This window comes from Pseudodesulfovibrio alkaliphilus, assembly GCF_009729555.1.
GTDB classification, from domain to species: Bacteria; Desulfobacterota; Desulfovibrionia; order Desulfovibrionales; family Desulfovibrionaceae; genus Pseudodesulfovibrio; species Pseudodesulfovibrio alkaliphilus.
The window spans coordinates 62859-89561 of record NZ_WODC01000003.1; the positions used below are offsets into that span (position 1 = coordinate 62859).

A 26703-nucleotide genomic window follows, 5' to 3' on the forward strand; every position below is an offset into this window, starting at 1 on the left:
AACGCATGTCACTTCCTTTCGGATGACCAACAGAATGAACTGCTTCAAACGGGTCCAGCCCGAGGTGGAGCGTTTTGCCGCGGCCCACGGCCTCTCGCCCCGGTGCACCTTCCATCTCACCCTGTGCCTTGACGAGCTGATCACCAACATCATCAGCTACGGATACGCGGATTTTGACGAGCACCCCATTGATGTGACCATCACGCTGGACAAAGGATGCGTCTTTGTGCGCATAGAGGACGATGCCGCTCCCTTCAACCTTCTGGAGGCTCCGCCCCCGGAGCTTGAGGTGCCTCTGGACGAGCGGACCCGTCCCATCGGGGGCATGGGAATCCATCTGGTGAAGAGCATGATGGACGGCATCCAGTACACGAGAGAAAACGGCAAGAACATTCTGCTGCTGCGCAAATGCATATGCGACGACGGCGCCCCGGCGGAGCCGCCGAGCCAACAGGGAGGTACAACGTGGCAATGACCGAATCCAAGGAAAACGGCATCACCGTCCTGGCCGTGGACGGCAACCTCGACGCCGAGGGCACCCAGGCCCTGGAGGAAAAGGTCCTGGCCCTGCTCGAAGCGGGCGAGACCAGCCTGCTCTTCGACTTCAGCGGCCTGGATTACATCAACAGCTCGGGCCTGCGCATCCTTGTGCTCGCCTACCAGCGCCTCAAGAAGGCGTCAGGCAGGGTGGCGATCTGTGGGGTCAGGGACTACATTCAGGAAGTGTTTGAGGTCTCGGGCTACGACAAGATCTTCCCCCTGTTCCGCGACAGGGCGGGCGCGATGAGCGGCATGTAGTCCTGACCCGGCGTTGTTTCACCAAAGGGATCATGCCCCGGCGAACACCCGCGCCCGGGCGTGGCCCACCCTACTGCCGCAGGGTGGTCTCGCCCATGGCGCCAATGACAAGATTCGGAGCCGAGGCCATGGCTGTCTGACGCAGGGAGAGCTGACCCCGCGCATGGGCCTGACCAAAGAGCATTCGCCGCGTCTCCAGCCGCTCGTACTGGACCGAGCGGCGGCCGAGAAGCTGCTCGACACGCTGCTGACGCGCCTCGTCCGACAGGCTTTGCGCAGTGGCGTCCGCCCCGCCCGAGGCCGCCAGGACGGCCATGGTTTCCATCCCGTCCGGGTCTGCCTGCCGGGCCTGGCTCTCGCCGGGCCGCACCCGGCTCCTGGTGGCCAGCATGTTGTCGGGCATGGGCGAAGGAGCATCGTAACCCTGCCGCGAATCAGGCATTTCGGACGAACCCGGCAGGGCGAAGGCTTCGCCGGAGACAAACCCGTCCACCTTGGCCCGGACAACCTCGCCGGGGTCCTTGCCGTTGGCCGCATACTCGTAGGTAAACTCGCCCAAAGTGTAGGCCGTGGAGGCATATTGCAACGGCGCAAGCCCGGCCAGACCGCCAACACTCAGGAGCGGCCCCACCACCGCGCAGCCGGGCAGACACACTGTGCCGGCCAGAATGCAAATGATGGCCGCCTTCCTCAAAACGGCCCGTACGCTGTCCTTCATGGTCACCCCCACATTGACTGTCGTTGACCACCCTCATTCCCCAATGAGCGGATAACGCACTGACACCTTATACTCTTTTCTCTTATCGGGCAATGTTTTCAAAACATTTAGGGATGTTGCCAAAACCCCAGCAAAAGCAGCAAAAAATTGCTTCAAATTCAACTGGTTACAGAGGCAAGACAAATGTCTAGATTTATTTGAAAAAAAATGGACGCTCAAAAAAATGCGCCGATTTTTCCGGGCTTCCCCTTCCCCGGAGGCCACTGCGGGTCAGGTGCCGCCCTTTACCTTGACGCGGCAACGGGGTATTCCACGGTCCTGATGCAGAGCACCACCGAGCAACAGCCGGGACGCACGGCCCTGACCGGACTGCCTCTGGCCGTCTCCCACGCGGCGTTGCCGCTGGCCACCGCCGCTGTGGGGCTGTCCGGGCCTGGCGGCACCTCGCCCTTTCTGCCCTGGCTGCTCCTGGCCGGGGTCGGCTGTGCGGCCGCCATGCTCCGCCCCGTGCCGGGCGGGCCTGTCCGAGCCTGGGGCATCTTCCACGCCGTTCTCTTCTCGCTGCTGGCCGCCGGGCTGTACCGCTTCGCGCCGGGGCTGGCCATGGCCGCCGAACCGGCCACGCCCCTGCTCCACGGGCTGATTCCAGCCGTCATGCTCCTGCTGTGCCTGCTTTGGATAACCACCTTCGGAATGCCGGACAGGGCCGATTTCCAGCGTTTCGGCGCCCTCCTCGGCGCATTGTGCATCATTGATCTGGCTGTGGAGGCGGCGGTGCTCCGGGCCGTGCCCACCGTGCGCCTGATCGGCGACCCCGACGTGCTGGCCGGGCTGCTCCTGGTCTCCCTGTGCGCCAGCCTCAGGCCCGGTCCGGGCGAACGCGGCATGACGGAGCCGGATCAGGGCCGCCGCCTGTGGCGCGGGCTGGTCATGGTCGGCTTGCTGGCCTGCCTGTCCCGGCCAGGCCTTTTCGCCGGGGCGTGGGTGATCCTCTGCTTCGGCCGTGGGCCGCTCCGGCGACGCAGCCTGTACTGCACGGCCTGCTTCATCCTGCTGGCCGCCACTTTCCTGCTGCCGATGGGGGGCCTGGACTCCGTGCGCTACGTGGACTACTGGCTGTGGCTCGAAACCCTTGCCCTCTGGAGCCGCGAGCCACTGTCCCTTGTCACCGGGTTCTCCCTGTCCGTCCCTCTGCCCCTGGAATTTCCCGTAACCATGGTGCCGGTATGGGAGGCTGCCATGGGCAGTTCCACCCTGTTTGGCGTATCCATCGCCCAGGTGCCTTCCTTCTGGCTGCGCACCTTCCTGGCCTGGGGCGTGGTCGCGCCGCTGGCGTTGCTGGCCGGGCTGGTCTGGCTTCTTCTGCGCCGCCCCACGCGCATGGGCGCGGGCCTGACGGCGTCCCTCATCGCCCAGGGCATGGCCACTCCCCTGCTCTACGACCCGGCCATGGCCGCGCCCGTTTGCCTCGCCTTTATCCTGGCCCTGCGCCGTCCCGCCACCCTGACCGGAACGCAACGGCAAACCACCGCCCCGCAGCCGGAATCCGCACCCGACCCGGTGGCCGAATGGGATCTGCGCCCCCTGTAACCTTCCGCCTGCCAAGGAATGCCATGACCCTCTTCTCCGAGACCGCCCCAGTCCTCGTCACCTGCCCCAAGGGCATGTCCGGCTTCCTGGCAACCGAACTGACCGGGATGGGCCTGCCTGACGGCGAGACGCTCGATGCGGGCGTCCTCACCCGGGGCACCCTTGAGGACTGCATGCGCCTCAATCTCCATCTGCGCACAGGGCACCGGGTGCTCTACGAGCTGAAACGATTCGACGCCTCCGGCCCGGACGCCCTGTACGCAACGGCCCGGACCATCGACTGGGAGAAATACATCCCTGCGGACGGCTACTTCCGGGTGGATGCCTCCATCCGCGACACCGGGGTCACGGACTCGCGCTTCGCCGCCGTGCGGGTCAAGGACGCCGTGGCCGACAGGTTCATGGAGCGCCTGGGCCGCCGCCCGGACTCCGGGCCGCTGACCAGCGGGGTATGCCTCTTCCTGCACTGGCGGGGCCGCCGGGCGACCCTCTATCTCGACACCACGGGCGACCCCCTGCCTCGCCGGGGGTATCGCAAGCGTCCCCACACCGCGCCCATGCAGGAGACCCTGGCCGCTGCCTGCATCCTGGCCTCGGACTGGCCCGCCATGGCAGCCGCAGGAGGACATTTCGTGGCACCCATGTGCGGCTCGGGCACCCTGGCCATCGAGGCCGCCCTCATAGCCATGCGCGGTGCGCCCGGTCTGCTGCGCGACGACTTCGCCTTCATGCGTCTGCCCGGCTTTAATCCCGCCGCATGGGAGCGGTTGACCGAGGAGGCCGAGGACGCCGAGACCCCGGACTTCGGCGGCCGGATCATCGCCACGGACCATGATCCGGCGGCCATCGAGGCGGCCAGGGACAATGCGCGCAACGCAGGGGTGGGAGACTTCATCGAATTTGCGGTCTGCGACTTTCGCGAGACCGAGGTGCCGGACGGGCCGGGGGTGGTCATGCTCAACCCGGAATACGGCGAGCGCCTGGGCGAGGCCAGAGCCCTGGAGCCGGTCTACCGGGCCATCGGGGATTTCTTCAAGCAGCGCTGCCGGGGCAAGAAGGGGTTCCTCTTCACCGGCAACCTCGACCTGGCCAAACATGTGGGGCTGCGCACCCGCCGAAGACACATCCTCTACAACGCCAAGATCGAATGCCGCCTGCTCGAGTACGAGCTGTACGAGGGCACCCGCAAGCAGGCCTGACCAGGGTCCGGGCTCACCCCAGCAACGCCCGCTCCACCAGCCCGAGCTTGCGCCACAGGTCGGCATCGAGCAGGGCCCGTTCGGCGTGCATGGCCGCCACCAGAGCGGAGCGCTCGTGCATGGTCTGCATCTTGTACTTGTTGCCCAGGGCGTTGCCCTCCTCCCGGTCCGACACACGCGAGGCCGCGCCCGTGCGCTTCCTGTGGCGCACGCCCAGGTGCCCCTGGTAGACAGGAAACCGCCCGGCCTCGCACAGCCGCAGGTCCCGCTCCATGTCATCGTACTGGGAGGGCGAGAGGTGGATGGCGAAATCGCCGACCTCAAGAAGGTCTCGGGTACGGAAGAGATGGCAGCAGCCCGTGACCGAGGCGCAAGGACGCAGGATGTCCAGGAGCCCGCAATCCAGGGTCTGGATATGCAGGTCCGAGAGACGGAAAGGATTGGGGGCCAGACGCGACAGGTCGGGCGGCGGGCCGTCCTCGTCCACCAGCAGATGGCTGTCTGCGCTCTGGATCAGGGCTCCGTTGGCGTGATCGACCACCTTGCAGCCCCACACCCCTGCCTCGGGATAATGGTGCACGGCCGCGCCAAGACGCAGCAGCCAGTCAGAGGGGATCTCCACATCGTCGTCCAAATAGCAGGCAAAGTCGTGCCGGGCCACGGCCTGGAGGCGCATCAGCCAGTTGCGGGCAGCGGGCGCACCGATGTTGACCGGCAGGGTAAGGACCGTGAACCGGCCGGGGCCCAGACGCGAATCAAACCGCGTCTGCCAGGAGCGCAGCACTTCTGCCGTGCCGTCGGTGGAGCCATTGTCCAGGACAAAGAGGGACGCCCCGGCCAGCTCGGACTGAAGCAGCGAGCGCAGGGTGGCGTCCAGCTCCACGGCCTTGTTCCAGGAATAGAGCAGCACAGCCACGCTTCCGCCCAAGGGGCGCACCTCCTCATCATGCCCGGCCAGCAAATCATAGAGCCGTAGGAGCAGACTGGTATTCCAGGGGGCATGACGCAAACCGCCGATCAGGAGCAGACTGGCAGAGGCTCGGTCCCCCTCGGCGAGCAGGGCCAGCCCCGCGCCGACTCCGGCAAAGGCCGGGCCGAACACGTCTGCCGTCTGTCGATAGAGACGGGCCGCGTCGGCCCCGCGCCCCCGGAAGGCCAGGATGCGGGCAGCCGCGCAGTCCTTGAGCGGAGCCATCTCGGGCAAGGACGGAAACCCCGCAAGCGCCACGGACTCTGCCCGGTCAGGGGCGTTGCCCACAAGCCCCATGGCCACGGCCTGTTCGCGCCAGAAAAGGTTTTCCGGCTCACGGGCTGCGGACTGCTCGATGAAATCCAGCGTTCGTTCAAAATCGCGCCGGGCCAGCAGCCGATGATAGTAGGCGATGCTCTCCGGCCTGCGCCAGAGGGAGGCCAGCCCGGCAAGGGAGCGACGGGTGGGCTCCGGCAGCAGTTGACGCAGCGGTTCGACCGCCAGCAGTTCCTTGGCCATTGCCCCGTCCAGAGGATTCTCCCCAAAGGCGGTCCGCACCGCGTCCACGGCCACCGGGGTCAGTCCCGGATTGCCGGAGCGCAGGCACCAGCCCGCCACATCAAGCAGATGGCGCTTGCCGGTGAACCCCGGCAGCAGCTTGTGCTTGAGCGGCTCTGGCAGCGAATCCCAGAGGGCGGCGATGGGTCCGTGGCCGGGACGGCCCGCGCCGTGTTCGTCAGTCATGGGAACATCCGCCAAAGGGATCGCCCGGCAGGGGGGGCAGGGAGTCGGCCAGTTCGACCACCGGCAGCGGGGCGTTCAGCCGCTCGCCCATGTAGACGCGCATCAGGGCATGGGCCTTGACCTCGGGCGTGAGCAGGGTGCGGACCACAGCCCGCCCGACCCGGCCCATGGCAAAACGGGCGGCAGGGTCCTGGACCAGCTGGCGCATCTTCGCGGCAAGGCAGTCATGGTCCTCGCTCTCGCAGATCAGGCCGTTGACCCCGTCAGCCACCAGCTCGGTCATGCCGCCCACCCGTGTGCAGACCGCAGGCAAGCCCAGGCTGAAGCCTTCAAGCAAGGAGCCTGGCAGATCTGCAAGGCGCGGGGGTATGACCAGCACGTCCGAGGCCCGCATCTCTTCAAGCACGGCGTGACGGGGGATCTCCCCGACCACGCGCAGCCGCTCGCGCACCGCCGGGGTGAGCAAGTGGTCGAACAGAGCCATATCGGCCTCGCGCACACCCACCGCCGCGAATTCCACATCGCGATGATCGCCCGCCCGGCAGAACCGGGCCGCTGCCCGCAGAAACACGTCAAACCCCTTGGCCCCGGTCCCGTCGCCCACATACAGCAGGCGCGTCCCCCGCTTGCGGCGCGGCGCCGGCTCGCCGAAGTCAGGGCCGCGGTAGGCATCGTACACCACGCTCAACCGGCTGGCGGGTGCCCCGCGTCTGCGTAGCGCCTCGGCGCATCCGGCCCAGTCGCAGATAACGCCGCTTGCCGCCCCGGTCCAAAGGGGAAAAAGACCGCCGGACCGGGAGAGGGCATCCCGGTTGACGACAAGCCGGAACCGGCCGCCCAGGAGCCGGGCCAGCACACCCATCCTAAAGGCCCGGCCGTCGAAAACGTGGACCACGTCAACCCCCTCCTCCCGGACCAGCTTGCGCAGCCCCGCCCCGGCGGCAGCAGAGTCCCCGAACCGCGAAAAGGGGAAAACCCCGGCCCCGCTTTCCTCGACCGCCCGGAACAGGGGCGAGGCCGGATCAAGCAGGGCGCAGGCATCCACGCCCATGTCCCGCATGGCCCTGATGTTGTCGAGCATCTGGCGGCCGTCGCCGGGCACAAGATGGGTATCGGCGGCATAGAGCACCCGGCGGATCTCCGGCCGCTTGCGCCAGAACTTGAAGAAGACCCGGGCCGCAGGGGCCGAGCCGTACATCCGCAATCTGGCCCGGACCCATTCCCCGGTCTTGCCCCGCCCCACGCCGATGCGGCTGAGGCGGAAGGGGTCTGTGCCGCGGGCGTTGACAAAGCGCTCCAGGGTAAAGGCCCCGGCAAACCCTGCCCGCTCCAGCTCGGCCTGGGCATCGGCGCAAAAATGTCCCCAGGGCCAGCAGAAGAGCTGGGTTTCGAGCCGGTTCAATTCGCGGATGCGCTCGATGCTGCGGGCGAAATCCCTGCGGCAGAAGTCGAGACGCTCGGCCGGGGAGCGCAGGACCATGCGCGGCCGCCCCGCCTTGCCGGGGCGCGGCCAAAAACCGTCGTAGACATAGGCGCTGCCGTCCTCGAAGACGGGCCAGTCCGGCCCGGCATCCGAGTATATGCCCCAGGCGGGCCAGCGGGCGTGGGCCTCGCCCATGCGGGCCAGGGGGCGCAGGGAGCGGAACGCGCCCTGGTGACGGCAGCCGTGGGAGAAAACCTCCATGCCTGCCTCAAGCATGGCCCGCACCTCGCCCTCGTTGACGAATTGGGAGTGGTCGCCCTTGCCGAGAGCCGCCTTGAGCGCCTCGGGCATGGCCTGCATGGCCGGGGCGTCGGCCAGGGTGCGAGCCGGACCGGGATCGATGAAATCGGTCAGGACGAAGAATGTGCCTGTCATGCCCCGACGCATCAGCTCGGGCACCACGGTCAGCCAGTTGCTCAAATGGCCGTCGTCAAAGGTGAGAACCACGGATTTGGGCGGGGCCTTTTTTTCCTTGCGCACCACGGCCAGCAGGTCCAGGGCCGAAAGGGTGCTGAATCCGGCCTGCTCAATGGCGTCGAGATGCTCGCCAAAGCGCTCTGGCGAGTGGCCGTCCACCTCGCTGACGTTATGGTAGCAAAAGACCGGAATGGAACTGCCGAAGGGGATTCGGATCATTGTACTCTCGCTTGCATGGCCAATGGAGTGGTAGCAGATGGCCCGGACCAGGGCAAGAAGGACGACACCGCCCGAGGGCCGGGAATCCCCGGCGTCACCCGGCGACAACGCGTTGCAGAGTGGCTTCGAGATGCTCCTTCTCAAAGGGCTTGCTCACATAGTCGTTCATGCCGGCCTCAAGGGCGGCCTCGCGGTCCCGGTGGGTGGCGTGTGCCGTAAGGGCCACGATGGGGATGTCTGCCACATGGCGGAAATCCTCGGAGGCCCGGATAAGGCGGGTGACCTCCATGCCGTTCATGACCGGCATCTGAATGTCCATGAGCACGACATCGAATCGGTCATGGCGGAGAATCTCAAGGCACCGCTCGCCGTTTTCGGCGCAGGTCACGGCATGTCCCAGGCTTTCGAGCAGTTTTTTGGCCATGAGCATGTTCACCCGCTCGTCCTCCACCAGCAGGATGCGCAAGGGATTGGCTCCGGCGGCCGCCTCTTCGGGCTCCACCCTGGCGCACACCCCCCGCTCGGGGATGCGGACCGCCACGTTGAAGAGAATGGTGGTGCCCACCCCAAGCTCGCTGTCCACCACCATGGAACCGTTCATGAGCCGGACCAGACGCTTGACGATGGGTAGTCCGAGCCCCACGCCCTGATACTTGCGGGCAAGGGAGCCGTCCACCTGGGTGAAGGCGTCGAAGATATAGTCGATCTTGGCGTCGGGTATGCCCGACCCGGTGTCGGCCACGGAAAAGAAGAGCCGCTCGCGCCCCGGCTCCCGGTGAGGCAGGGCATAGGCCTCAAGGGTGATGGAGCCGGAAGCCGTGAACTTGATGGCATTGCCAAGCAGGTTGAAGAGCACCTGACGGATGCGCCCCTCGTCGCCGATGTAGCAGGCCCGTGCCGAATCATCGATGCCGTGTTCGAGCACAAGGCCCTTTTCGTCGGCCTGGAGCCTGAAGAGGCTCATGCACTGGCGCATGAGTCCGGCCAGATCGAAGGGCTCCTCGTACAGGTCGAGCTTGCCCGCCTCGATCTTGGAGAAATCCAGGACATCGTTGAGGACGCGCAGCAGATTGCGCGAAGACTGGATGGCCACATCCGCATAGCCCCGCTGCTCGCCGCCCCGAGCCGTGGCCCTGAGGAGCTGGAGCATGCCCATGACGCCGTTGAGGGGGGTACGCACCTCGTGGCTGATATTGGCCAGGAACTCGTCCTTGGCCCGGTTGGCCTGCTCTGCCGCCTCCTTGGCCACCACCAGGGCGTCCTCGAACCGCTTGCGCTCGGTGATGTCGGTGAAGAATCCGGCCAGGAGCATCCGGCCGTACACCCTGACCCTTGCCGAAGAGATGTCCACCAGGATGCGCTCGCCCGAGCGGGTCAGGCAGGGCACGGCCGCGCTGAAAATCATGTCCTGGGTGCTGTGCCGCCTGAACCCCTCGGAAATGGCTTCCAAATCCTCGGGAGGGTGGATGTCACCGATCCTGACCGCGCCCACGTCTTCCGGCCCGAGGCCCAGCAGACGCAAAAAGGCCGGGTTGGCGAACTCGATGGTCATGGTGTTCGGGTCCACAAGGCAGATGCCCGCCGGATTGTTCTCCAGCAGCGTCCGATAATGCTCCTCGCTCTCCGAGAGGCGTGCCAGGGCCTCGTTGCGCTCGGCCTCGCGCTCTTCGAGCAGCCTCCCCATGGTATCGAACGCCTTGCCCAGCTGGCCCATCTCGCCGTCGTTGTAGTCGATGCCGCTTGACTGCATGGTGCCGCTGGAGCCCACCCGGCAGGCGGCGTCGGCCAGCCTCTCGAGGTTGCGGGCCAGGGCGCGGCCGCCCGCGTACCACGCCAGGAGCAGGGCCAGTGCCAGGGACACGGCGATGGTCACTCCGCCCAGCACGGCCTGATCATTGATCTGCCGGAGCACCTCGGATTCCTGAAAGCCCATGAACATATACATGTAGGGCGGCCCGTCCGGCCCCAACCGGACCTGCTCGAAAGCCACGATGCGGCGCGGTCCGTCCGAGCCCTTGGCCCGGATGAAACCCGGCGCATCGCCCTGGCTGGCCGCCAGAAAGACCTCGTCGCGGATGGGTGTGCCCGGCGGCGTGGCGTCGTTGGCCGGATGGCGGAAAAGCCTGCGCCCGGCGTGATCGCAAATGCCCACAAAGGAACCGGGCGGGAAAGACGCCTGATCGAACAGCTCTCCGAAGTGAGTCAGGTCCACGCCGATGATGATGCTTCCCCGCATTTCGCCTCGGGGGTCAAACACAGGCACTGCAAAGGGGAAAATGGGCTTGTGAATGGCCCGCCCCACGACATACTCTCCAGCCGAGAATGCGCCGGTCCGCTTCACCTCGATGACATGCTTGCGGTCGGAAAAATCGAAGTCGTGCAGGCCGGGCAGGCTTCCGGCCACCACGCGCCCGTCCAGATCCAGAAGAAAGGCGTTCGTGTAAATGGGGTTGGCCGAGATGAGCGCGGCCAGGATGGCATGCACGGCGTCCGGGTTGGCGTCCTGCATCGCAGGCAAGACGGCCACGGTCGTAAGCAAAGCCCTGGTGGAGTCGGCCACCCGCCGCTGCACCTCGGTGTACCCGCGCAGCAGCGTGGCGGTGTCCTTGCCCGCCATCTCCAGGATGTGCTGCCGGGCGGCCATCTCATTGAAGGCGATGACCGCAAAGGGCGGCAGCGTGGCAAGGAGCACGAGGATGACCAGCTTCTTGCGGATCGAACCGTGAAAAAACCTCAGCATGGCCGACTCCCCGCCAAGCGATTCCCTTCGGTCGGCCCGGCCCGAAACCCTTGTCGCCCGGGACATTCGACCAGAACCCTTACCCCCATGCGTCCCCTCCCATGGTGTATTCCCATTCAAATCCGTACCATCCGCACGGGGCCATGGCAACCGCATTCCCCGTTTCTTGGACTCCCATACGAGGAACGGACACGGTTTGCTGGACACGAATGTCATTTCCGACCTAGACTTGTCCTCAAATACGCCCGCTGCACCCCGAGGAGAGCCCATGCCACTCAAGATTCTGGTCATCGACGACGAGCGACCGACCCTGTCCATGTTCAGGCTCATGCTGGATGCCTACGGATTCGAGGTCTTCACGGCCGAGAACGGGGAAGAGGGCATAGCCCTGTTCCGCGAGCACGCCATGCCCATCGTCCTCACGGACATCAAGATGCCGGGCATGGACGGGCTGGAGGTGCTGGCCCGGATCAAGGAACTGTCGCCCGCCACCGAGGTGATCATCATCACCGGCCACGGGGACATGGACCTGGCCATCAAGGCGCTGGGCCTCGACGCCACGGATTTCATCAACAAGCCCATCCGCAAGCCCGCCCTCGACGCCGCCCTGGGACGCGCCCGGGAGCGCATCGATCTGGCCAAAAGCCGGGAGGAGGATTTTCTGGTGCGCCAGCGCGACGGCGTGGGGATCATTGATATCCGAGGGGCGGTCAACTCCGGCTCCGAGGCCCGGCTCAAGGCCGCCTTTGACGAGGCGGGCACCGGCCCGACCGGAGTGGTACTGTCCTTTTCCAAGAGCACCTCCATCAACGGAGCGGGCATCGCCCTTATGACCCAGCTGCTGCTGGACTGTCGCAAGGCCGGGACAGCCGTGGCCATGGCCGGGCTTTCCGACAACTTCAGACAGGTGCTGTCCATGGTCGGCATGACCACCCTTGCCCCCCTGTACGACACCGAGGAAGACGCCCTGGCGTCTCTTCGCACCGAGCCAAGGAGCGACCCATGACCCGAGCGCACCGCATCCTGCCCCTGCTGCTGGCCATTCTTCTGTGGGCCTCCCCCGCCCCGGCCGGACCGCCCAAGGCGGGCGACACCCTGCCGCCCTTCACCATGCCCCCCCTGGCCGTGGAGGAAGACGCGGCAGAGTTGGGGCTGACCGCCAACGCCCCCTTCACCCTCGCCGACCTGCCGACCCCTTACACACTCATGGAGATCATCGGGGTGTACTGTCCTGTCTGCCACGAAATGTCGCCGCAATTGACACGGCTCGCCAAACGCCTCAAACGGGCCGGGCTCGACTCGCGCATCACCCTGATCGGCATCGCCGCAGGCGGCACGAGCATGGAAGTACGCTATATCCGCCAACGCGAGTACGCCTTTCCCATCGCCCACGACACCGGGTATGAAATCCACAAGCTGCTGGGCGAGCCCAAAACCCCGTTCACCATGATCGTGGATCGCAGCGGCAAGGTCCGCTACGCCCACCTGGGCATGATTGACGACATGGACGAACTCTTCAGACGCATCCAGGCACTGGAAGAATGAGCAGCGACCGCCCCACGGACCCCTTGTCGGCTGGACCGGGCCGCACCGAAGGCCCGGCCCCGGAAAGCGAACGCCGACTGTTCCACCTCAAGACCCTGTTCGAGGCGGCTACCGAGCTTTCGGACCTGACCGATACGGGGTCCACCCTGCGCCGGTTCCTGCCGGTGGTCATGGGGCCGCTGGGTCTTACCTTCGGCCTTGGGATCGTGGTCGGTCCTGACCGGGTCGAAGTCGAGAGCCTCGGGCTGATGCCCGACGACAGAAAGCGCTGTGAGCTGGCCGGGGTCGGATTGGCGGACAGGTTCTTCCAGGACGAGCCCCAAACCGCCCCGCCGCCGCGCCCCACGATGCTGACCGGCCCGCATCTGGCCAGCGACCCCTCCCTGCCCGCCGGAACCAGCGCAGTGGTTGCCATGCGGCTCGACTGCGACTCCCGCGGGCTGCTGATCCTCGGCCCCAGGCTCACGAAAACCCCTTACAGCCAGGATGAAATCGAACTGATCCAAGGGCTGACGGACATCCTCTCCACCGCCCTGAAGCGGGCCTGCGCCGACGAACGCGTCCAGACCCTCAACGCCTCCCTGAGCGAAAACAATGCCTGCCTCACCCAGGCCCTCGGACGCATGGAACAGGCCCGCGACGAGCTGGACCGTCAGGCGTTCCGGCTGCGCACCCTGTACGAGACCTCCCTGGAGCTTTCGAGTCTCAACGACCCCAAGGCCATTCTCGACGCCTTCCTGCTGACCCTGATGGGCACCTTCGGCTTCTCCCGCGGCTGGATCGGTCTGCACGGCCCCCGGGCCGGACAGGTCGACACCGCCTATCGCGGCCCCGACCCGGACGAGGCCGAGGCCGTGGCCTCGGACAAGGGCCGGGAAAAGATTTTGGCCCGATTCGTGGAACTCAAGGACAGGATGCCCCGAGCCAACCAGACGGAACTGCTCGACGATAGGAAAGCCGTGGCCGCCCTGCCCGCCCGGGCAGACACGGCGGTACTCTTCTCCCTCGATCAGGAGTGGCACGGAGCCATCGGACTCGCCGAGCCTCTCCCGGACCAGGGCCTGCACCCCCAGGGAGTGCAATTTCTGCGCTCGCTGCTCGGCATCTTCATCGTCACCCTGGGCAATGCCTGGCACGGCAGACAGGTCCGGGAACTGAACACGGCCCTCACCGTCCGCAATGCGGAGCTGCAGGCCACCCTGGACGCCCTGACCCGGGCCAGGGAGGAGGTCACGGTCCAAACCGAAGCCAGGGAGCGCATCGTCGGGCTGGTCCGGGGCGAGGTGGCCCGCGCCTGGCGCGCCTCCTGGCTCGACGCCTGGGTGATGATCCTGGCCGGAGTGGTACTGGGCGTCCTGTTCAACTCCGCCAGTCCCGGCGGCATCGAGCTGGTGCCCAAGTCCCTCTTCGCCCCGCCCCCCGCCCTGGTCGCAGCCCACGAAGCCAGACGCATGGCCGAAGCGGGCCAAGCCGTGCTCATCGACGCCCGACCGGCAGACTTTCACCGCCAGGAGGCCATTCCCGGCTCCGTGAACCTGCCCAAGGACCTGTTTGATTTCGTCTACTCCATGAAGCTGGCCTCCCTCGACCCCGAGACCCCGCTGCTCGTCTACGGCAGGACCATCAGCCGCCACTACGATGCGGACGTGGCCCGCGAACTGGAACTCCTCGGCCACCAGAGCGTCATGGTCCTCAAGGGCGGCCTGCAGGCATGGAAACGGGCCGGATACGAGGTGACCCGATGATCGGACTGCTCCGGCGCATCCTGACCCACCCCTGGCTGGCCCTGGCCTTCCGCCTCTACATCGGCGGTCTCTTCGTCTATGCGGCCATGTACAAGATCAACTACGCCGCCGAGTTCAGCGAGACCATCGCCTCCTACCGGCTCGCGCCCTACTGGGCGGTCAACGCCCTGGCCGTGTTCATGCCGTGGATCGAGATCGTCTGCGGCGCACTGCTCATCCTCGGGGTACGGGTCCGTTCTGCGGCCGCGGTCATTGCCGCCATGCTCGCGGTATTCACCGTGGCCATATTCATCAACCTGCTGCGGGGCGCACCCATCAGCTGCGGCTGTTTCAAGACCATCGAGGACCCCATCAGCTGGTGGACCGTGCTGCGCGACCTGGGCTGGATAACCATGACGCTCCATGTCTACAGGTACGACGCGGTCCTCCAGGCGGACAGGCTCTTCCTCGGCAAGCTCGGGAGGATCGGATCATGACCACGCGCACAGCCCTGGCCTGTCTGCTGGCCCTGGCGCTCTGGGCCTGCGCCCCGGACAGGGACGACGCCGTCGGCCGCTACCAAGCCGCCGCCAACGGCATCGACATTGTTTTGACCCTGGCAGAAAACGGACGCGGCACCTGGAGCACGGACACCGACGAAATAGCCTTCAAGTGGTCCACCCCAAAACCAGGGCAGTTATGGCTGCACACCAGGGAGGGCGGCGTGATCCAGGGACGGACGGAAGCCGGGCGGCTGACCATCGCCCTGCCCGGCGTGGGGGATCTGGTCTTCCAGCGGCGGTAGCCGGGCTTTTTTCTTTCACATCCCGGCAAAACGCCGTAAGCTCGGGGCGTGCCACGTCCAGGCCCGTCCGAGGGAGGCGGGGCTGGAAGACCTCCCGGCAGCGCCGGGCGGAGCAGAGCCATGATCGCCATCGTCCTGTGCTCGACCATTCTCCAGTTCGCCGCGGGCTGCCTCGCCCTCGCGCTCATCGCCCACGCCGGGCGCAAATGGGCCTGGATACTGCTCTCGGCAGGCATCTTCATCATGGCCTTCCGCCGCGCCCACACCCTGATCGGCATCATCGCCGGGCGCGACACCCCGCCCCTGTCCTATGAAACCCTCGGCCTGGTCATCTCGATCCTCGTCTTCTTCGGCATCCTGATGATCGGCCCGCTGCTGCGCGCCATGCGCGAATCAGCCGAGCGGCTGGCCAAAAGCGAAGAACGCTACCGCACCGTGGCCGACTTCACCTCCGGCTGGGAATACTGGCTGGCACCGGACGGCGCGTTCATCTACGTGTCTCCGGCCTGCGAACAGCTCACCGGCCACTCCCCGAAAGAGTTCATGGACGACCCCGGCCTGTTTGCCTCGCTGATACACCCGGACCACCGGAAAACAGTGCTTTCGGCCATGTCCAGCGCCGACGGCATACCCGGGCCAGCGGCCTTTGACTTCATGCTGCGCGACAGACAGGGCAACGAGCACTGGGTGGCCCACAGCAGCCTGCCCGTGTTCTCGGACAAAGGCGCATACCTGGGCATACGCGGCTCGGCCAGGGACATCGACCACAGAAAACGCCTTGAAGACGAGCTGCGGGCCAGCCGCGCCCTGTACGAAAGCCTGGTCCAGAACGCCCGCTGCCTCGTGCTGCGCCTTGACCGCGACGGCGTTGTCACCTTTGCCAACCGCTGCGCCCTGGAACATTTTCAGTATCCCGAGTCCGCGATGGCCGGAATGCGGCTGACCGACCTGCTGGCCAGGGGATGCCGGGCCTACCAGGACAAGGCGGTCCACGAGGAGATGCTGGCCGATCTGACGCGGACTCTCGCCTCGGGCGAGCGCATGGATTTCGAGTGCGAGATCGTGGGGCGCGAGGGCGGCCGCTTCTGGACCGAATGGATCAGCACGGCGGTGCCGGACCGCCAGGGCGGGATCAGCGAGTTCGTCTGTGTGGGCATCGACGTGACCCGGCGCAAGGAGATGACCCGGCTCAAGGAGGACATGACACGCATCATGCGCCACGACCTCAAGTCGCCGCTCTCGGGCATCATCGGCATTCCGCGCATCATCCGGCAGGAGGAGAACATCACCCCCCGTCAGGCGGAAATGCTCAAGGCCGTGGAGGACGCGGGAACCATGATGCTCGCCCTGATCAACCAGTCCCAGGAACTCTACAAGCTCGAAACCGGCACCTACGAGTTCCGCTTCGAGGAGTTCGACCTGACGGCCATGCTGCGCGAGGTGATCACCAACACACAGCTCGGCCGCGACAACCCGGTGACCGTGACCGTTTCCGTGGACGACTGCCCGGACGGGGAGACCGGGCCGGTAAACCTGTGCGGCGAGCGGGCGCTGATCTACTCCATGCTCAGCAACCTGATAAAGAACGCGGTGGAGGCATGCGAGGGCAAACCCGTGAGCGTGGCTGTCCGCACCGGCCAGGAATGCCGCATCAGCATCGCCAACGCAGGGGCGGTCTCGCCATCCATGCAATCGAGATTCTTCGAGAAATATGCCACAGACGGGAAGCCGGGCGGCATCGGGCTCGGCACCTACAGCGCACGGCTGGTGGCAGAGCAGCACGGCGGCTCCATCGCCATGTGCTCCTCTGCGGAATCAGGCACCACGGTCACGGTCAGAATTCCCTCGGGAAAGTCCTGCCCGACGGGATGACGGCACCCGCGGCGTCTGGCTGCGGCATGAATCAGGCCGAGGGTATGTGCTTGGGCATCCTGTTTTGCGAATCGTGGCGCAGCCCCTCCAGGGCTCCGGCCTTGAACATGGCGTCGGCGCACCGGGCGCAGTAGTGGTGCCCCTCCTGGGACCTGGCCGCTGCGGCGCTGTCCCCGATGGGCGCGAAGCAGACGGCGCAGTGACGCACCTGAGGCTGGCTGTTGCGCTCCTCGACCTCAACTGTTTTTCGACATTCCATGGCGATTCCTCCCTTGGATGAGACGCCTGGCGGACTCCCGCCCAACGCCATGGGGAAGCTACCACAGCGCTCCGGCCCGCGTGTGACGAACGGGTGACAATCTCCGCGCTTCGACAACATTTCCATCACCTCCCGCCCGGGGCTATCCAAGGGAGAATTGATGCCGCCAGTCGGACATGCCCAGGGAGCCCTGACGCCCTCTTTGACTTTCGTACCGTATTGCTGATACAGAACGCAGGTTCCATCGACCACCAGTCGATTCATCAGGGAGGATGTCTTGACGGACGACAATCAGCACCATGGCGCCGCCCGTGACGGGAAAGGCGCCCCGGCGGACGTGTCGCCAGACCCGCCGGATTCAACGGGACCGGACTACTTCTCCCGTTTGCACGGACCGGATTTCTGGGTCGAATCCACAGCCTCCGGCACCTTCGCCGACACCCCCCTGCCCCCGCACCTCACCCCGACGGCCATGGCCGCGGGCGACCTGACCGGCGACGGACGGACGGAACTGGTGGTCGGCCACGGTTCAGGAGTGACCATCCTGCGCAACGACGGCGAGTGGTCGGCCGAGAACGTGCGCTTGCGGCTCGACGCCCCCCGGGCCATCGTCGTGGCCGACGTGGACGGGGACGGCCACGCGGACATAGTTCTACGCACCGGCACCGATCTCGTGCTGCTCAAGGGCCACATGGGCACCTTCGGCACCCAGGTCCTGAGCTGGCCCAACCTGGGCAGCAGCACGGTCCTGGCAGTGGGCAGCTTCAACATCACCACGCCCACCCTGGAAATCATCACCTTCAACGCCACCACGGGCGCTCTGGGCATCATCGCCCACGACGGAGCCTCCTGGCAGGCGTTCCGGGCGGTTTCCCAGGCCAGCGCCGTCACCCTGTATGTAAGGGACGCCAACAACGACGGACTCAGCGACCTGTGCGTCGTTGACAGCGGCGGCAGCCAGACCTGGCTGATCAGCGACGGCAGCGGCAACTTCTCGCCCCAGCCGGTCCTCCCGGCCATATCCCCTGTCCCGGCCGGCCCAACGCTCAACACGACCCAGTCCGTGGGCGGCGGAGCCTGGAACATCCCCCCGGAAAGCGACGGCAAAACCGTATCGCAAGCCGCGGACGAAACAATCCGGGTGGACCGGACAGACCCCGACCCCCTGGCCGAGCCTGACCCTGGCACCTTTCACGCCATGGGCGGCGCCGGACTTCCCACGGTGGACGCCTCGGGCAGCCCCGAGGGCGTGCGCTTCGACCTTCGCGAAACAGGAGGCGGCAACGCCGTGGGCTCCGACTTCAGCGACCACATTACCGGCGACGACCAGGCCAACGTGCTCTTCGGCGGCAACGGGCACGACTGGATCGTGGGCGGCGGCGGCAACGACACCCTCATCGGCGGCCGGGGAAACGACTGGCTCTTCGGCGGGGACGGAAACGATCTCCTCCTGGGCGGCGACGGCGACGACATCCTCTTCGGCGACAAGGGCGACGACCGCATCTACGGCGGCCAGGGCAACGACATACTCTTTGGCGGCTCCGGCAATGACACTCTGGTGGGCGGGCCGGGCGGGGACATCCTGTTCGGCGGCGACGGCGACGACCTGCTCTACGGCGGCCAGGGCCAGGACATTCTCACGGGCGGACGGGGGAGCGACACCTTCCACTACCAGAGCCCCACCGAGGGCGGAGACACCATCACGGACTTCACCCCCGGCGAGGACAAGCTCTCCTTTGCCTTCGGTTCCGGCGTCCTGCGCCCGGCCGACGCCCTGCCGACCGAAACCCCGGGCCAGGCGTTCATATGGGAGTCCTCCGGGCCGACAACAGGACGGCTCCTCTACGACCCGGAAACCTCCCTGGCCGGTGACGAAATCCTTGTGGCCGAGATCACCCTGACCGAACCGGACGCCGCCCTGACCGTGGACGACATCATCACCTAAGCCAGTCCCGGTCCTGGGCGACCGGAGCAAAACCGCCAGAAAAAACGGTACGCGCCCCTTCTCCATCCCTCCTTTTCTTGACAGTTTTTCCGGCCCATGGTAGCCATGACCTCGAAAATGACCATTGGTCATTTTTTGACCAATGGTCACACAGCCCGGCGAAACAGGATGCGCAATGGCCAAGAAACAGCAGGAAAAATCCCGGCAGACCATGCAGGAGCTGATGGACTCGGCCTTTTTCCTTTTCGGGTCCAAGGGATTCGTGCAGACCTCCGTGGCCGAGATCACCGAGCACGCGGGCTATGCCAAGGGCAGCTTTTACCGGCACTGGAACAGCAAGGACGAGTTGTTCCTGCTCATCGTGGAGCGGAAATTCCGTCATTACCGGGCCGAGCGCAACGGCAGGGTGGACCGGGCCACCAGCCTTGAAGAGGTCATGAACATCATCTGGGACTTCCTGGAGTCCATCCTGGACGACGAGAACTGGTCGTCCATCTTTCTTGAGTTCACGGTCTACTCGGCCCGCAACGACGTGCTCAGGCAACGCATGAACAAGTCCGGCTACCGGCTCTCCAACGCCATCTTCGCCGATCTGGTACGCGGCCACATCGAGACCGATTACCCCCCGGAAAAAATCGGGGCGTTGAACACGGCCCTGTTCGAGGGATTCCTCATCCACCGCGCCCTGGGCACCCGGCTGTTGAGCGTGCGGGACGTACGCGAAACGGCCATCGCCATGGCCCTGCGCCACGGCACCATGCAAGGCTGAACCCGGTGGGCACGCGCCCGGACCGGATGAACACAATCAACCAACGAGACGCACCATGAAAAAACTCCTCACCCTGGCCGCAGTCCTTGCCCTGAGCCTGGTCACGGCCGCCACGGCCCTGGCCGCCCCCCTCAGGCTGACCTACTCCAATTTCTTTCCGCCCACCCATGTCCAGTCCAAGCTGGCCGAGGAATGGTGCCGCGAGGTGGAGCGCCGCACCGGAGGCGCGGTGGTCATCGACTACTTTCCGGGGGGCACACTGACCCCGGCCCAGCAGACATACGACGGCGTGGTCGAAGGCATCGCGGACATCGGGCTTTCCTGCCTCGCCTACTCACGCGGCCGCTTCCCGGTCATGGCCGCCCTGGACCTGCCCCTGGGCTATACCAGCGCGGCCCAGGCCACGGCAGCGGCCAACGCGGTCCACGAAAAATACAGCCCGGCCGAGCTGACCGACGTGGCCCCCATGTATTTCCACGCCCATGGTCCGGGGCTGCTCTTCACCACCCCGCGCCCGGTCGCCACCCTGGAAGACCTCAAGGGACTCAAGATTCGCTCCACCGGCAATTCGGCCCAACTGGTCGAGGCCCTGGGCGGCACCCCGGTGGCCCAGTCCATGCCCACCTGCTACCAGTCGCTGCAAAAGGGCGTGGTGGACGGCTCCATCCACCCCCTTGAGTCCAACAAGGGCTGGAAGCTGGCCGAGGTGGTCAAATACGGCACCGAGTCCTTTCCCGTGGCCTACACCACCACCTTCTTCGTGGTCATGAACAAGGCCAAGTGGCAGCGCCTGGACGAGGCGACCCGCGCCGTGATCGGCGAGATCAACGCCGAGTGGGCCGTGCGCCACGGCGCGGCCTGGGACGAGGCCGACCAGGAAGGCAGGGACTACTTCCTCGAAAAGGGCGGCAGCTTCGTGCCCCTGGCCGATGCCGAGGCCGCCCGCTGGGTGGAGGCCGCCCAGCCTGTCATCGCCGCCTACGAAAAGGCCACCGCCTCCAGGGGCCTGGACGGTCCGGGCGTGGTCGCCTTCCTGCGGGCGGCCATGGACGAAGCAAAATAGCGCATCGGCGGCCCCGTTGCGGCGGGGCCGCCTTGACATAGACGGGGAGGGCCCAGACCCTTCAAGGACCACAGCACGCTGGAGAGATCGATGAAAAAACTGCTCCTGTCGCTCGCCGCCCTGGCCGCTCTCTGTACGGCCGCGCCCGGCCCTGCCCTGGCCGACACCGTCAGGCTGACCTATTCCAACTTCTTCCCGCCCGCCAACCACCAGTCGCAACTGGCCGAGGCGTGGTGCCGCGAGGTGGAAAAACGTACCGGCGGCAAGGTGAGCATCAACTACTACCCCGGCGGCACCCTGACCCAGGCCCAGCAGACATACGACGGCGTGGTCGAGGGCATCGCCGACATAGGGCTCTCCTGCCTCGCCTACACTCGCGGGCGGTTCCCGGTCATGGCCGCCGTGGACCTGCCGCTGGGCTACAAGAACGCGGCACAGGCCACGGAAACGGCCAATGCGGTTTACGCCCGCTTCAAGCCCGAAGAGCTGGCCGATGTGGAGGTCATGTATTTCAACGGGCACGGCCCCGGCCTGCTCTTCACCACCAGCAAGCCCGTATCCACCCTGGAGGAGCTGAAGGGCCAAAAAATCCGCTCCACAGGCAACTCGGCCCAGTTGGTCAAGGCCCTGGGCGGCACCCCGGTGGCCAAGCCCATGCCCGAAAACTACCAGCTGCTCCAGAAGGGCGTGGTGGACGGCTCCATGCACCCCATCGAGTCCAACCTCTCCTTCAAGCTCGGCGAGGTTTGCAAGTTCGGCACCGACTGTTTCGACGTGGCCTACACCACGGTCTTCTTCATTGTCATGAACAAGGCCAAGTGGGCGGCCATTGACCCCGAATCCCAGTCCGTGATCCGCGAAATCAACACCCAGTGGGCAGCAAAACACGCCCAGGCCTGGGACGAGGCAGACATCGAGGGCAGACGCTATCTCATCGAACAGGGCGGGACCGTCATCGAGCTGTCCGCCGAGGAATCGGCCCGCTGGGTCGAGGCGTCCCGGCCGGTCATCGAGGCATACATCAGGGAAACAGACGCCAGGGGGCTCGACGGCGCGGCCATCATCGAGTACACCCGCTCCACCCTGCAATAGCCAACAAGCGCGGGACGGGCGAGCCCGCACCGCAGCGAACGCAAGGATTATCCGTCTCATGGAAGAAATGAAGAAAGGCCCCCTCGACCATCTGGAGCGGGCCATGCGCGCCATCGCCGCCCTCTGCCTCTTCTGCATGGCGCTGCTCACCGGGACCGACGTGCTCATGCGCGGCGTATGGAACACGCCCATCTTCGGCTGCGAGGAGATTGTCTCCATCCTGGGCATCGTGGTGGTCGGGTTCGCCCTGCCGTACGCCCACCAGCAAAAGAGCCACATCGGCGTGGAGATATTCGTGCGTCGTCTGCCGCGCCGCACCCGCCGCGCAGTCAAGCTGCTGACCACCGCTGCCACCCTGGCCCTGGTGTCCATCGTGGCCTGGCGCATGTACCTGTATGCGCGGACCCAGTCCGAATCCGGCGAGGTCTCCATGAACCTGGAGCTGCCCGACTACCTGATCATCTACGTGCTCGCCTTCGGCTTTCTGGTCTACTCCCTGTTCCTGGTCCGGGACATCGCACGGTTCCTCAAAGGCGGGGAGGACTAGATGGACCCTACCACCGCCGGAATCGTCGGCATCGTCGTCATGGTCCTGCTGTTCATGACCCGGATGCCGGTGGCCTTCGTCATGATGCTTGTCGGATTCGTGGGCTTCTCGCTGCTCACTTCCTGGCGCGGCGGGCTGAACCTCATGTCGCGCAATATCTACGACGCCTTTGCCTCCTACGAGCTGTCCACCATCCCCCTGTTCATCCTCATGGGCCAGATCGCCTTCAACTGCGGCATCTCAAAGAGGCTCTACAACACCGCCTACCACTTTCTCGGAAGCACCCGGGGCGGGCTGGCCATGGCCACTGTCTCGGCCTGCACCGCCTTTGGCGCGGTCTGCGGCTCCAGCCCGGCCACAGCGGCCACCATGTCCACCGTGGGCATACCGGAGATGAAACGCTACGGCTACGCCAACTCCCTGGCCTCGGCCTCGGTGGCATCGGGCGGCGGACTCGGCATGATCATGCCGCCCAGCGTGGTGCTGATCATCTACGGAGTGCTCACCGAGCAGTCCATCGGCGCCCTCTTCGTCTCCGGCATCTTCCCGGCCTTCCTGCTCACGGCCCTGTTCGTGGCGGCCATCGCCATCCAGTGCCGGATCAACCCCGCCCTTGGCCCCAAGGGGGAGTCCTTCCCCTGGTCCAGAAAGCTCAAGTCCCTGGCCGGGCTGCTCGACACCCTGATCATCTTCGCCCTGGTCATCGGGGGGCTCTTCCGGGGCTGGTTCACGCCCACCGAGGCCGCGTCCATAGGCGTGCTCGGCGTCCTTGCCCTGGCCGTGATCAAGCGCCAGCTCTCATGGAACGCCTTTGTCAACTCCCTGCACGAGACCCTGCGCACCTCGTGCATGGTCATGGTCCTCATCGCGGGCGCAGTGGTCTTCGGCAAGTTCCTGGCCGTGACCCGCATCCCCTTTGACATCGCCAGTTGGGTGGCCTCCTTTGACATGCCCCATTACGCCATCATGGCGGCCATCATCCTCATCTACTTCATCGGCGGCTGCTTCATGGACTCCCTGGCCCTGATCATGCTGACCATCCCGGTCTTCTTCCCGGTGGTCACCAGCATGGGCTACGACCCCATCTGGTTCGGCATCATCATCGTCCTGGTCACGGAGATGGGTGTCATCACGCCCCCGGTGGGCATCAACGTCTACGTGGTCTACGGCATGTGCCAGAAAATCGCGCCCGGCGTGACCCTGGAGCAGGTCTTCAGGGGCATCGTGCCCTTCATGCTGGCCATCATCGCGGGTATCGCCCTGCTCTTCGTCTTCCCCCAGATCATCCTCTACCTGCCGGGCCTCATGTACTGACCCGGCCCCGAACAACAAAGAAGCCCCGCCCGCTCCGACTTACCGGAACGGACGGGGTTTTCCGTTTTGGGACGAGGTAAACGGCCTAGAGAGCTTGGGCCGGGGTCACGGAGTCGATACCCAGGGCCTGCCCGACGGCCGGGCAGGTCAACCTGCCCTTGCAGGTATTCAGGCCCAGGGCCAGGCCGGGGTCCTTCCTCAGGGCGTCCATGCCGTCGCGGGCGATGCGCAGGGCATAGGGCAGGGTCTGGTTGACCAGGGCAAAGGTGGAGGTGCGGGGCACGGCGCCGGGCATGTTGGCCACGCCGTAGTGGACCACGCCGTCAACCACATAGACCGGGTCGTCGTGGGTGGTGGCCCTGATGGTCTCCACGCAGCCGCCCTGGTCCACGGCCACGTCCACGATGACCGAGCCCTCCTTCATGGTGGGCAGCATCTCGCGGGTGACCAGCTTGGGGGCCTTGGCCCCGGGCACCAGCACCGCGCCGATGACGAGGTCCGAAGCCTGCACGGCGGCCCGGATGTTGGGCTCGGTGGAGGCCATGGTGGTCAGACGGCCCTGGAAGATGTCGTCAAGATACTGCAGCCGCTTGTGGGAGAGGTCGAGGATGGTCACATGCGCCCCCATGCCCACGGCGATGCGGGCTGCGTTGGTGCCGACCACGCCGCCGCCGATGACCGCCACCGAGGCCGGAGCCACGCCGGGCACACCGCCAAGCAGCATGCCGCGACCTCCCTGATTCTTTTCGAGATAATGTGCGCCCACCTGGGTGGCCATGCGTCCGGCCACCTCGCTCATGGGCATGAGCAGCGGCAGGGAGCCGTCGGGCAGGGTTACGGTCTCGTAGGCGATGCCCGTGGTGCCCGCCTTGAGCAGGGCGTGGGTCAGGGATTCGGCGGCGGCCAGATGCAGATAGGTGAAGAGGATAAGGTCGTCGCGCAAATAGCCGAACTCGGACTCCAGCGGCTCCTTGACCTTGATGACCATCTGTGCCCCCCACGCCTCGGCAGCAGTGACCAGCCTGGCTCCGGCAGCGGCGTATTCCTCGTCGCCCAGGCCGCTGCCCAGGCCTGCGCCGGTCTCGGTCAGCACGGTGTGGCCCTGGCGCACCAGGGTTTCGACCGCACCCGGCGTCATGGCGACGCGGTTCTCCAATGTTTTGATTTCCTTTGGGATACCAATGATCATGACTCTCTCCTTGATGAATAAATCCGTCCGCCGCGGTGGGCGGGTTATGCGTTGAACTCCCGGACCACGGCATCGGGCAGCAAAAGCCACTTTCGCCGCGATTTCATGACGACAAACGATTCGCTGGAATTGACCCCGCCCACCTTGGAGAGATCCTGGTCCAGAAAGTCGTAGAGGTCTCCGATGTCCTCGGAGCAGACGATCTCCGCGATGATGTCGTAACGGCCAGTGACCACGGCGCACCAGTTGACACGCGGCAGGGAGCCGATACAGGCCAGCTTCTCGTCGAGCTGTTCGTGACTGTTGAGGGATATGCCCACCAGGGCCACGGTCAGCCCCCGCGCCTTCATGGGGTCGATGAGCCCGGCGACTTTGAGCACTCCGGCGGCCATAAGGTTCTTCAGGCGCGAACGCACCGTGGGCGCGGTGACGCCCATCTCCCCGGCCACCTTGCCGGGCGAGCGCTGTCCGTCGGCGGTCAGTGCCGCCACCAACTTTCTGTCGTGGGGATCAAGGAGGTATTTCACCATGGCCTTTCCGTGGCGTTTTCTTCCGTTTTGAAAATCTTGATGGGAATTTTTATCGAAAAGGCAAAATTATTGTCAACTTGTTTTTTGCTTGGACGGTCTGACGCGAAAACAACGGCAGCGGACCCGCCGCACGTACCCGGCCAGCCGCCTCGTCACGGCGGGCGACACGGCCTCGCCCGCGGTCTGGCCGAGGTGGCCGCAACCTGCCTACCCTGCAACCATGTCGTCAGCCCGCTCCTGTCCACACGGAAAGCCAGCAATGACCTTCCCAAGCCGCTTGTCCCGAGCGAATTGCGAAGAGTTATTGCTTTTCATTACCCTCTGGAATATGATTTGTGGTAGGCCTTCCGATTGCCATAAAACACAGCTTCCCCCGGATGGCGGCCGGGCGCGACGCAAACAGACGGAGTCAATACGTGAGCGATTATCCGCAGATTCTGGGCGTCTACTCCCTGTCGCAAGAGGCCGAGATCGGCACCGGCGGCACCCAGGGCAAACACCAAAACGTGACCTACTGGTACGCGCGCCAGCTCTCGCCCGCAGAATTCGAGGTCCAGCCGCTCAACGCCCACCATGTGCCCTCGGGCGTCAGAAGCGTCCTCGGCGAGATCAACTTCCTCAGGCAGTACACGCCCGAGCCCCATTACTACCGCATCCACACGGTTCCGGCCCTCAATACCCTGAGCCGAAAGGTGAAGATGGGCAACGAGGCCTTTGCCTCGGGCGATCTCGACGAGGCCGAGCGCCAGTTTCTCAAGGCACTGATGATCGACGAGAAACACGTGGACGCCAACTACGGACTGGGCGAGGTCTACTCCGAGCAAAAGGATTTCGACAAACTCAAGAAGGTGCTCGAAACCCTCCTCGGCCTTGACGAGGCGTTCACCTACGAACACCGGCAGAAATTCAACCAGTTCGGCATCTCGCTGCGCAAGAACGGCCACTACGACGAGTCCATCCGCTACTACAACAAGTCCCTGGAAATCGTGGAGGACGACGAGAACGTCTACTTCAATCTCGCCCGGGTCTATTATGAAAAAGGCATGAGCGACCTGTGCGTTCGCAGCCTGGAACAGGCCTTAAGCCTCAACCCCGAGTTCGTCGAGGCCCAGAAATTCCTCAAGTATTGCCAAAAATCGGCCCAGGCTCAGGCATAGCCCCTCAGGGGGGC

At 65.5% G+C, this 26703-nt stretch carries 24 protein-coding genes; 17 read left to right on the forward strand and 7 right to left on the reverse strand.

What is annotated here, in order from left to right; genetic code table 11:
* Window positions 1-22: 22 nt before the first annotated feature.
* Both GKC30_RS05760 and GKC30_RS05765 read left to right on the forward strand, forming a co-directional pair.
* Window positions 23-475, forward strand: coding sequence for an ATP-binding protein (locus GKC30_RS05760; RefSeq protein WP_231117065.1), 453 nt, complete (start codon window positions 23-25; stop codon window positions 473-475).
* Window positions 472-798 carry an STAS domain-containing protein gene (locus GKC30_RS05765; RefSeq protein ID WP_196772822.1) on the forward strand — a complete coding sequence of 109 codons (327 nt, stop codon included), beginning with the start codon at window positions 472-474 and terminating at the stop codon, window positions 796-798. The genes GKC30_RS05760 and GKC30_RS05765 overlap by 4 nt, the downstream gene beginning before the upstream one ends.
* 70 nt (window positions 799-868) lie before the next feature.
* On the opposite strand, the gene GKC30_RS05770 is transcribed toward GKC30_RS05765, so the two are convergent.
* Window positions 869-1516 carry a hypothetical protein gene (locus GKC30_RS05770; protein ID WP_155932980.1) on the reverse strand — a complete coding sequence of 216 codons (648 nt, stop codon included), beginning with the start codon at window positions 1514-1516 and terminating at the stop codon, window positions 869-871.
* Between the two features lie 321 nt (window positions 1517-1837).
* Here GKC30_RS05770 and GKC30_RS05775 point away from each other — a divergent pair, with 321 nt between their 5' ends.
* Both GKC30_RS05775 and GKC30_RS05780 read left to right on the forward strand, forming a co-directional pair.
* Window positions 1838-3106 (forward strand): hypothetical protein, encoded by a 1269-nt coding sequence (locus GKC30_RS05775; protein ID WP_196772823.1) that lies wholly within the window; start codon window positions 1838-1840, stop codon window positions 3104-3106.
* Window positions 3107-3129: 23 nt separating this feature from the next.
* Window positions 3130-4305 (forward strand): THUMP domain-containing class I SAM-dependent RNA methyltransferase, encoded by a 1176-nt coding sequence (locus GKC30_RS05780; protein WP_155932985.1) that lies wholly within the window; start codon window positions 3130-3132, stop codon window positions 4303-4305.
* A gap of 13 nt (window positions 4306-4318) precedes the next feature.
* On the opposite strand, the gene GKC30_RS05785 is transcribed toward GKC30_RS05780, so the two are convergent.
* The 3 genes from GKC30_RS05785 to GKC30_RS05795 all read right to left on the reverse strand — a co-directional run bounded on the left by GKC30_RS05785 (window position 4319) and on the right by GKC30_RS05795 (window position 10878).
* Window positions 4319-6019, reverse strand: a complete 1701-nt coding sequence (locus GKC30_RS05785; protein WP_155932987.1) for a glycosyltransferase — start codon at window positions 6017-6019, stop codon at window positions 4319-4321.
* Complete coding sequence (locus tag GKC30_RS05790; protein ID WP_155932989.1) at window positions 6012-8138, reverse strand: glycosyltransferase; 2127 nt, start codon at window positions 8136-8138, stop codon at window positions 6012-6014. Before GKC30_RS05790 ends, GKC30_RS05785 begins: the two co-directional genes overlap by 8 nt.
* Before the next feature lie 94 nt (window positions 8139-8232).
* Complete coding sequence (locus tag GKC30_RS05795) at window positions 8233-10878, reverse strand: response regulator (protein WP_196772824.1); 2646 nt, start codon at window positions 10876-10878, stop codon at window positions 8233-8235.
* Window positions 10879-11146: 268 nt separating this feature from the next.
* Here GKC30_RS05795 and GKC30_RS05800 point away from each other — a divergent pair, with 268 nt between their 5' ends.
* The 6 genes from GKC30_RS05800 to GKC30_RS05825 all read left to right on the forward strand — a co-directional run bounded on the left by GKC30_RS05800 (window position 11147) and on the right by GKC30_RS05825 (window position 16824).
* A complete protein-coding gene (locus GKC30_RS05800; RefSeq protein ID WP_155932993.1) occupies window positions 11147-11884 on the forward strand; it encodes a response regulator in 738 nt (245 codons plus the stop codon).
* Window positions 11881-12423 (forward strand): peroxiredoxin family protein, encoded by a 543-nt coding sequence (locus tag GKC30_RS05805; RefSeq protein ID WP_155932995.1) that lies wholly within the window; start codon window positions 11881-11883, stop codon window positions 12421-12423. The genes GKC30_RS05800 and GKC30_RS05805 overlap by 4 nt, the downstream gene beginning before the upstream one ends.
* On the forward strand, window positions 12420-14168 hold the full coding sequence (locus GKC30_RS05810; RefSeq protein ID WP_155932997.1) for a rhodanese-like domain-containing protein: 1749 nt from the start codon (window positions 12420-12422) through the stop codon (window positions 14166-14168). Before GKC30_RS05805 ends, GKC30_RS05810 begins: the two co-directional genes overlap by 4 nt.
* Window positions 14165-14644 (forward strand): MauE/DoxX family redox-associated membrane protein, encoded by a 480-nt coding sequence (locus GKC30_RS05815; protein WP_155932999.1) that lies wholly within the window; start codon window positions 14165-14167, stop codon window positions 14642-14644. Before GKC30_RS05810 ends, GKC30_RS05815 begins: the two co-directional genes overlap by 4 nt.
* Complete coding sequence (locus GKC30_RS05820; protein ID WP_155933001.1) at window positions 14641-14952, forward strand: hypothetical protein; 312 nt, start codon at window positions 14641-14643, stop codon at window positions 14950-14952. Before GKC30_RS05815 ends, GKC30_RS05820 begins: the two co-directional genes overlap by 4 nt.
* Window positions 14953-15072: 120 nt before the next feature.
* Window positions 15073-16824 (forward strand): PAS domain-containing sensor histidine kinase, encoded by a 1752-nt coding sequence (locus tag GKC30_RS05825; RefSeq protein ID WP_155933003.1) that lies wholly within the window; start codon window positions 15073-15075, stop codon window positions 16822-16824.
* Between the two features lie 31 nt (window positions 16825-16855).
* On the opposite strand, the gene GKC30_RS05830 is transcribed toward GKC30_RS05825, so the two are convergent.
* Entirely contained in the window at window positions 16856-17083 is a 228-nt protein-coding gene (locus tag GKC30_RS05830) for a hypothetical protein (protein WP_155933006.1), read from the reverse strand.
* 277 nt (window positions 17084-17360) lie between these two features.
* Between GKC30_RS05830 and GKC30_RS05835 the strand changes: the two genes are divergently transcribed.
* From GKC30_RS05835 to GKC30_RS05860, 6 genes are all read left to right on the forward strand, one after another.
* Entirely contained in the window at window positions 17361-19028 is a 1668-nt protein-coding gene (locus GKC30_RS05835; RefSeq protein WP_155933008.1) for an FG-GAP-like repeat-containing protein, read from the forward strand.
* A 175-nt stretch (window positions 19029-19203) separates the two neighbouring features.
* Window positions 19204-19797: a TetR/AcrR family transcriptional regulator gene (locus tag GKC30_RS05840; protein WP_155933010.1), complete on the forward strand. Its 594-nt coding sequence runs from the start codon at window positions 19204-19206 to the stop codon at window positions 19795-19797.
* 55 nt (window positions 19798-19852) lie between these two features.
* On the forward strand, window positions 19853-20860 hold the full coding sequence (locus tag GKC30_RS05845; protein ID WP_155933012.1) for a TRAP transporter substrate-binding protein: 1008 nt from the start codon (window positions 19853-19855) through the stop codon (window positions 20858-20860).
* A gap of 90 nt (window positions 20861-20950) precedes the next feature.
* Window positions 20951-21952 carry a TRAP transporter substrate-binding protein gene (locus tag GKC30_RS05850; protein WP_155933014.1) on the forward strand — a complete coding sequence of 334 codons (1002 nt, stop codon included), beginning with the start codon at window positions 20951-20953 and terminating at the stop codon, window positions 21950-21952.
* Between the two features lie 58 nt (window positions 21953-22010).
* A complete protein-coding gene (locus GKC30_RS05855; protein ID WP_155933016.1) occupies window positions 22011-22499 on the forward strand; it encodes a TRAP transporter small permease in 489 nt (162 codons plus the stop codon).
* Complete coding sequence (locus GKC30_RS05860) at window positions 22500-23813, forward strand: TRAP transporter large permease (protein ID WP_155933018.1); 1314 nt, start codon at window positions 22500-22502, stop codon at window positions 23811-23813.
* An 85-nt stretch (window positions 23814-23898) separates the two neighbouring features.
* Here the strand turns inward: GKC30_RS05860 and ald are convergent, their stop codons facing one another.
* Both ald and GKC30_RS05870 read right to left on the reverse strand, forming a co-directional pair.
* Window positions 23899-25002, reverse strand: coding sequence for an alanine dehydrogenase (gene ald / locus GKC30_RS05865; RefSeq protein ID WP_155933020.1), 1104 nt, complete (start codon window positions 25000-25002; stop codon window positions 23899-23901).
* A gap of 44 nt (window positions 25003-25046) precedes the next feature.
* The gene (locus tag GKC30_RS05870) at window positions 25047-25532 is read right to left on the reverse strand and encodes an Lrp/AsnC family transcriptional regulator (protein WP_155933022.1); all 486 of its coding nucleotides are present in this window, start codon (window positions 25530-25532) and stop codon (window positions 25047-25049) included.
* A gap of 416 nt (window positions 25533-25948) precedes the next feature.
* Between GKC30_RS05870 and GKC30_RS05875 the strand changes: the two genes are divergently transcribed.
* Window positions 25949-26689, forward strand: a complete 741-nt coding sequence (locus tag GKC30_RS05875) for a tetratricopeptide repeat protein (protein WP_367614002.1) — start codon at window positions 25949-25951, stop codon at window positions 26687-26689.
* The last annotated feature ends 14 nt before the right edge of the window (window positions 26690-26703 follow it).

Bases quoted from the DNA above. Each gene is read 5' to 3' on its own strand.
- GKC30_RS05800 (WP_155932993.1), top strand. From the start codon at position 11,147: ATGCCACTCAAGATTCTGGTCATCGACGACGAGCGACCGACCCTGTCC.
- GKC30_RS05790 (WP_155932989.1), bottom strand. From the start codon at position 8,138: ATGATCCGAATCCCCTTCGGCAGTTCCATTCCGGTCTTTTGCTACCAT.
- GKC30_RS05775 (WP_196772823.1), top strand. From the start codon at position 1,838: ATGCAGAGCACCACCGAGCAACAGCCGGGACGCACGGCCCTGACCGGA.
- GKC30_RS05810 (WP_155932997.1), top strand. From the start codon at position 12,420: ATGAGCAGCGACCGCCCCACGGACCCCTTGTCGGCTGGACCGGGCCGC.
- ald (WP_155933020.1), bottom strand. From the start codon at position 25,002: ATGATCATTGGTATCCCAAAGGAAATCAAAACATTGGAGAACCGCGTC.
- GKC30_RS05760 (WP_231117065.1), top strand. From the start codon at position 23: ATGACCAACAGAATGAACTGCTTCAAACGGGTCCAGCCCGAGGTGGAG.
- GKC30_RS05830 (WP_155933006.1), bottom strand. From the start codon at position 17,083: ATGGAATGTCGAAAAACAGTTGAGGTCGAGGAGCGCAACAGCCAGCCT.
- GKC30_RS05825 (WP_155933003.1), top strand. From the start codon at position 15,073: ATGATCGCCATCGTCCTGTGCTCGACCATTCTCCAGTTCGCCGCGGGC.
- GKC30_RS05855 (WP_155933016.1), top strand. From the start codon at position 22,011: ATGGAAGAAATGAAGAAAGGCCCCCTCGACCATCTGGAGCGGGCCATG.
- GKC30_RS05765 (WP_196772822.1), top strand. From the start codon at position 472: ATGACCGAATCCAAGGAAAACGGCATCACCGTCCTGGCCGTGGACGGC.
- GKC30_RS05785 (WP_155932987.1), bottom strand. From the start codon at position 6,019: ATGACTGACGAACACGGCGCGGGCCGTCCCGGCCACGGACCCATCGCC.
- GKC30_RS05845 (WP_155933012.1), top strand. From the start codon at position 19,853: ATGAAAAAACTCCTCACCCTGGCCGCAGTCCTTGCCCTGAGCCTGGTC.
- GKC30_RS05795 (WP_196772824.1), bottom strand. From the start codon at position 10,878: ATGCTGAGGTTTTTTCACGGTTCGATCCGCAAGAAGCTGGTCATCCTC.
- GKC30_RS05850 (WP_155933014.1), top strand. From the start codon at position 20,951: ATGAAAAAACTGCTCCTGTCGCTCGCCGCCCTGGCCGCTCTCTGTACG.
- GKC30_RS05840 (WP_155933010.1), top strand. From the start codon at position 19,204: ATGGCCAAGAAACAGCAGGAAAAATCCCGGCAGACCATGCAGGAGCTG.
- GKC30_RS05820 (WP_155933001.1), top strand. From the start codon at position 14,641: ATGACCACGCGCACAGCCCTGGCCTGTCTGCTGGCCCTGGCGCTCTGG.
- GKC30_RS05860 (WP_155933018.1), top strand. From the start codon at position 22,500: ATGGACCCTACCACCGCCGGAATCGTCGGCATCGTCGTCATGGTCCTG.
- GKC30_RS05770 (WP_155932980.1), bottom strand. From the start codon at position 1,516: ATGAAGGACAGCGTACGGGCCGTTTTGAGGAAGGCGGCCATCATTTGC.
- GKC30_RS05805 (WP_155932995.1), top strand. From the start codon at position 11,881: ATGACCCGAGCGCACCGCATCCTGCCCCTGCTGCTGGCCATTCTTCTG.
- GKC30_RS05780 (WP_155932985.1), top strand. From the start codon at position 3,130: ATGACCCTCTTCTCCGAGACCGCCCCAGTCCTCGTCACCTGCCCCAAG.
- GKC30_RS05815 (WP_155932999.1), top strand. From the start codon at position 14,165: ATGATCGGACTGCTCCGGCGCATCCTGACCCACCCCTGGCTGGCCCTG.
- GKC30_RS05870 (WP_155933022.1), bottom strand. From the start codon at position 25,532: ATGGTGAAATACCTCCTTGATCCCCACGACAGAAAGTTGGTGGCGGCA.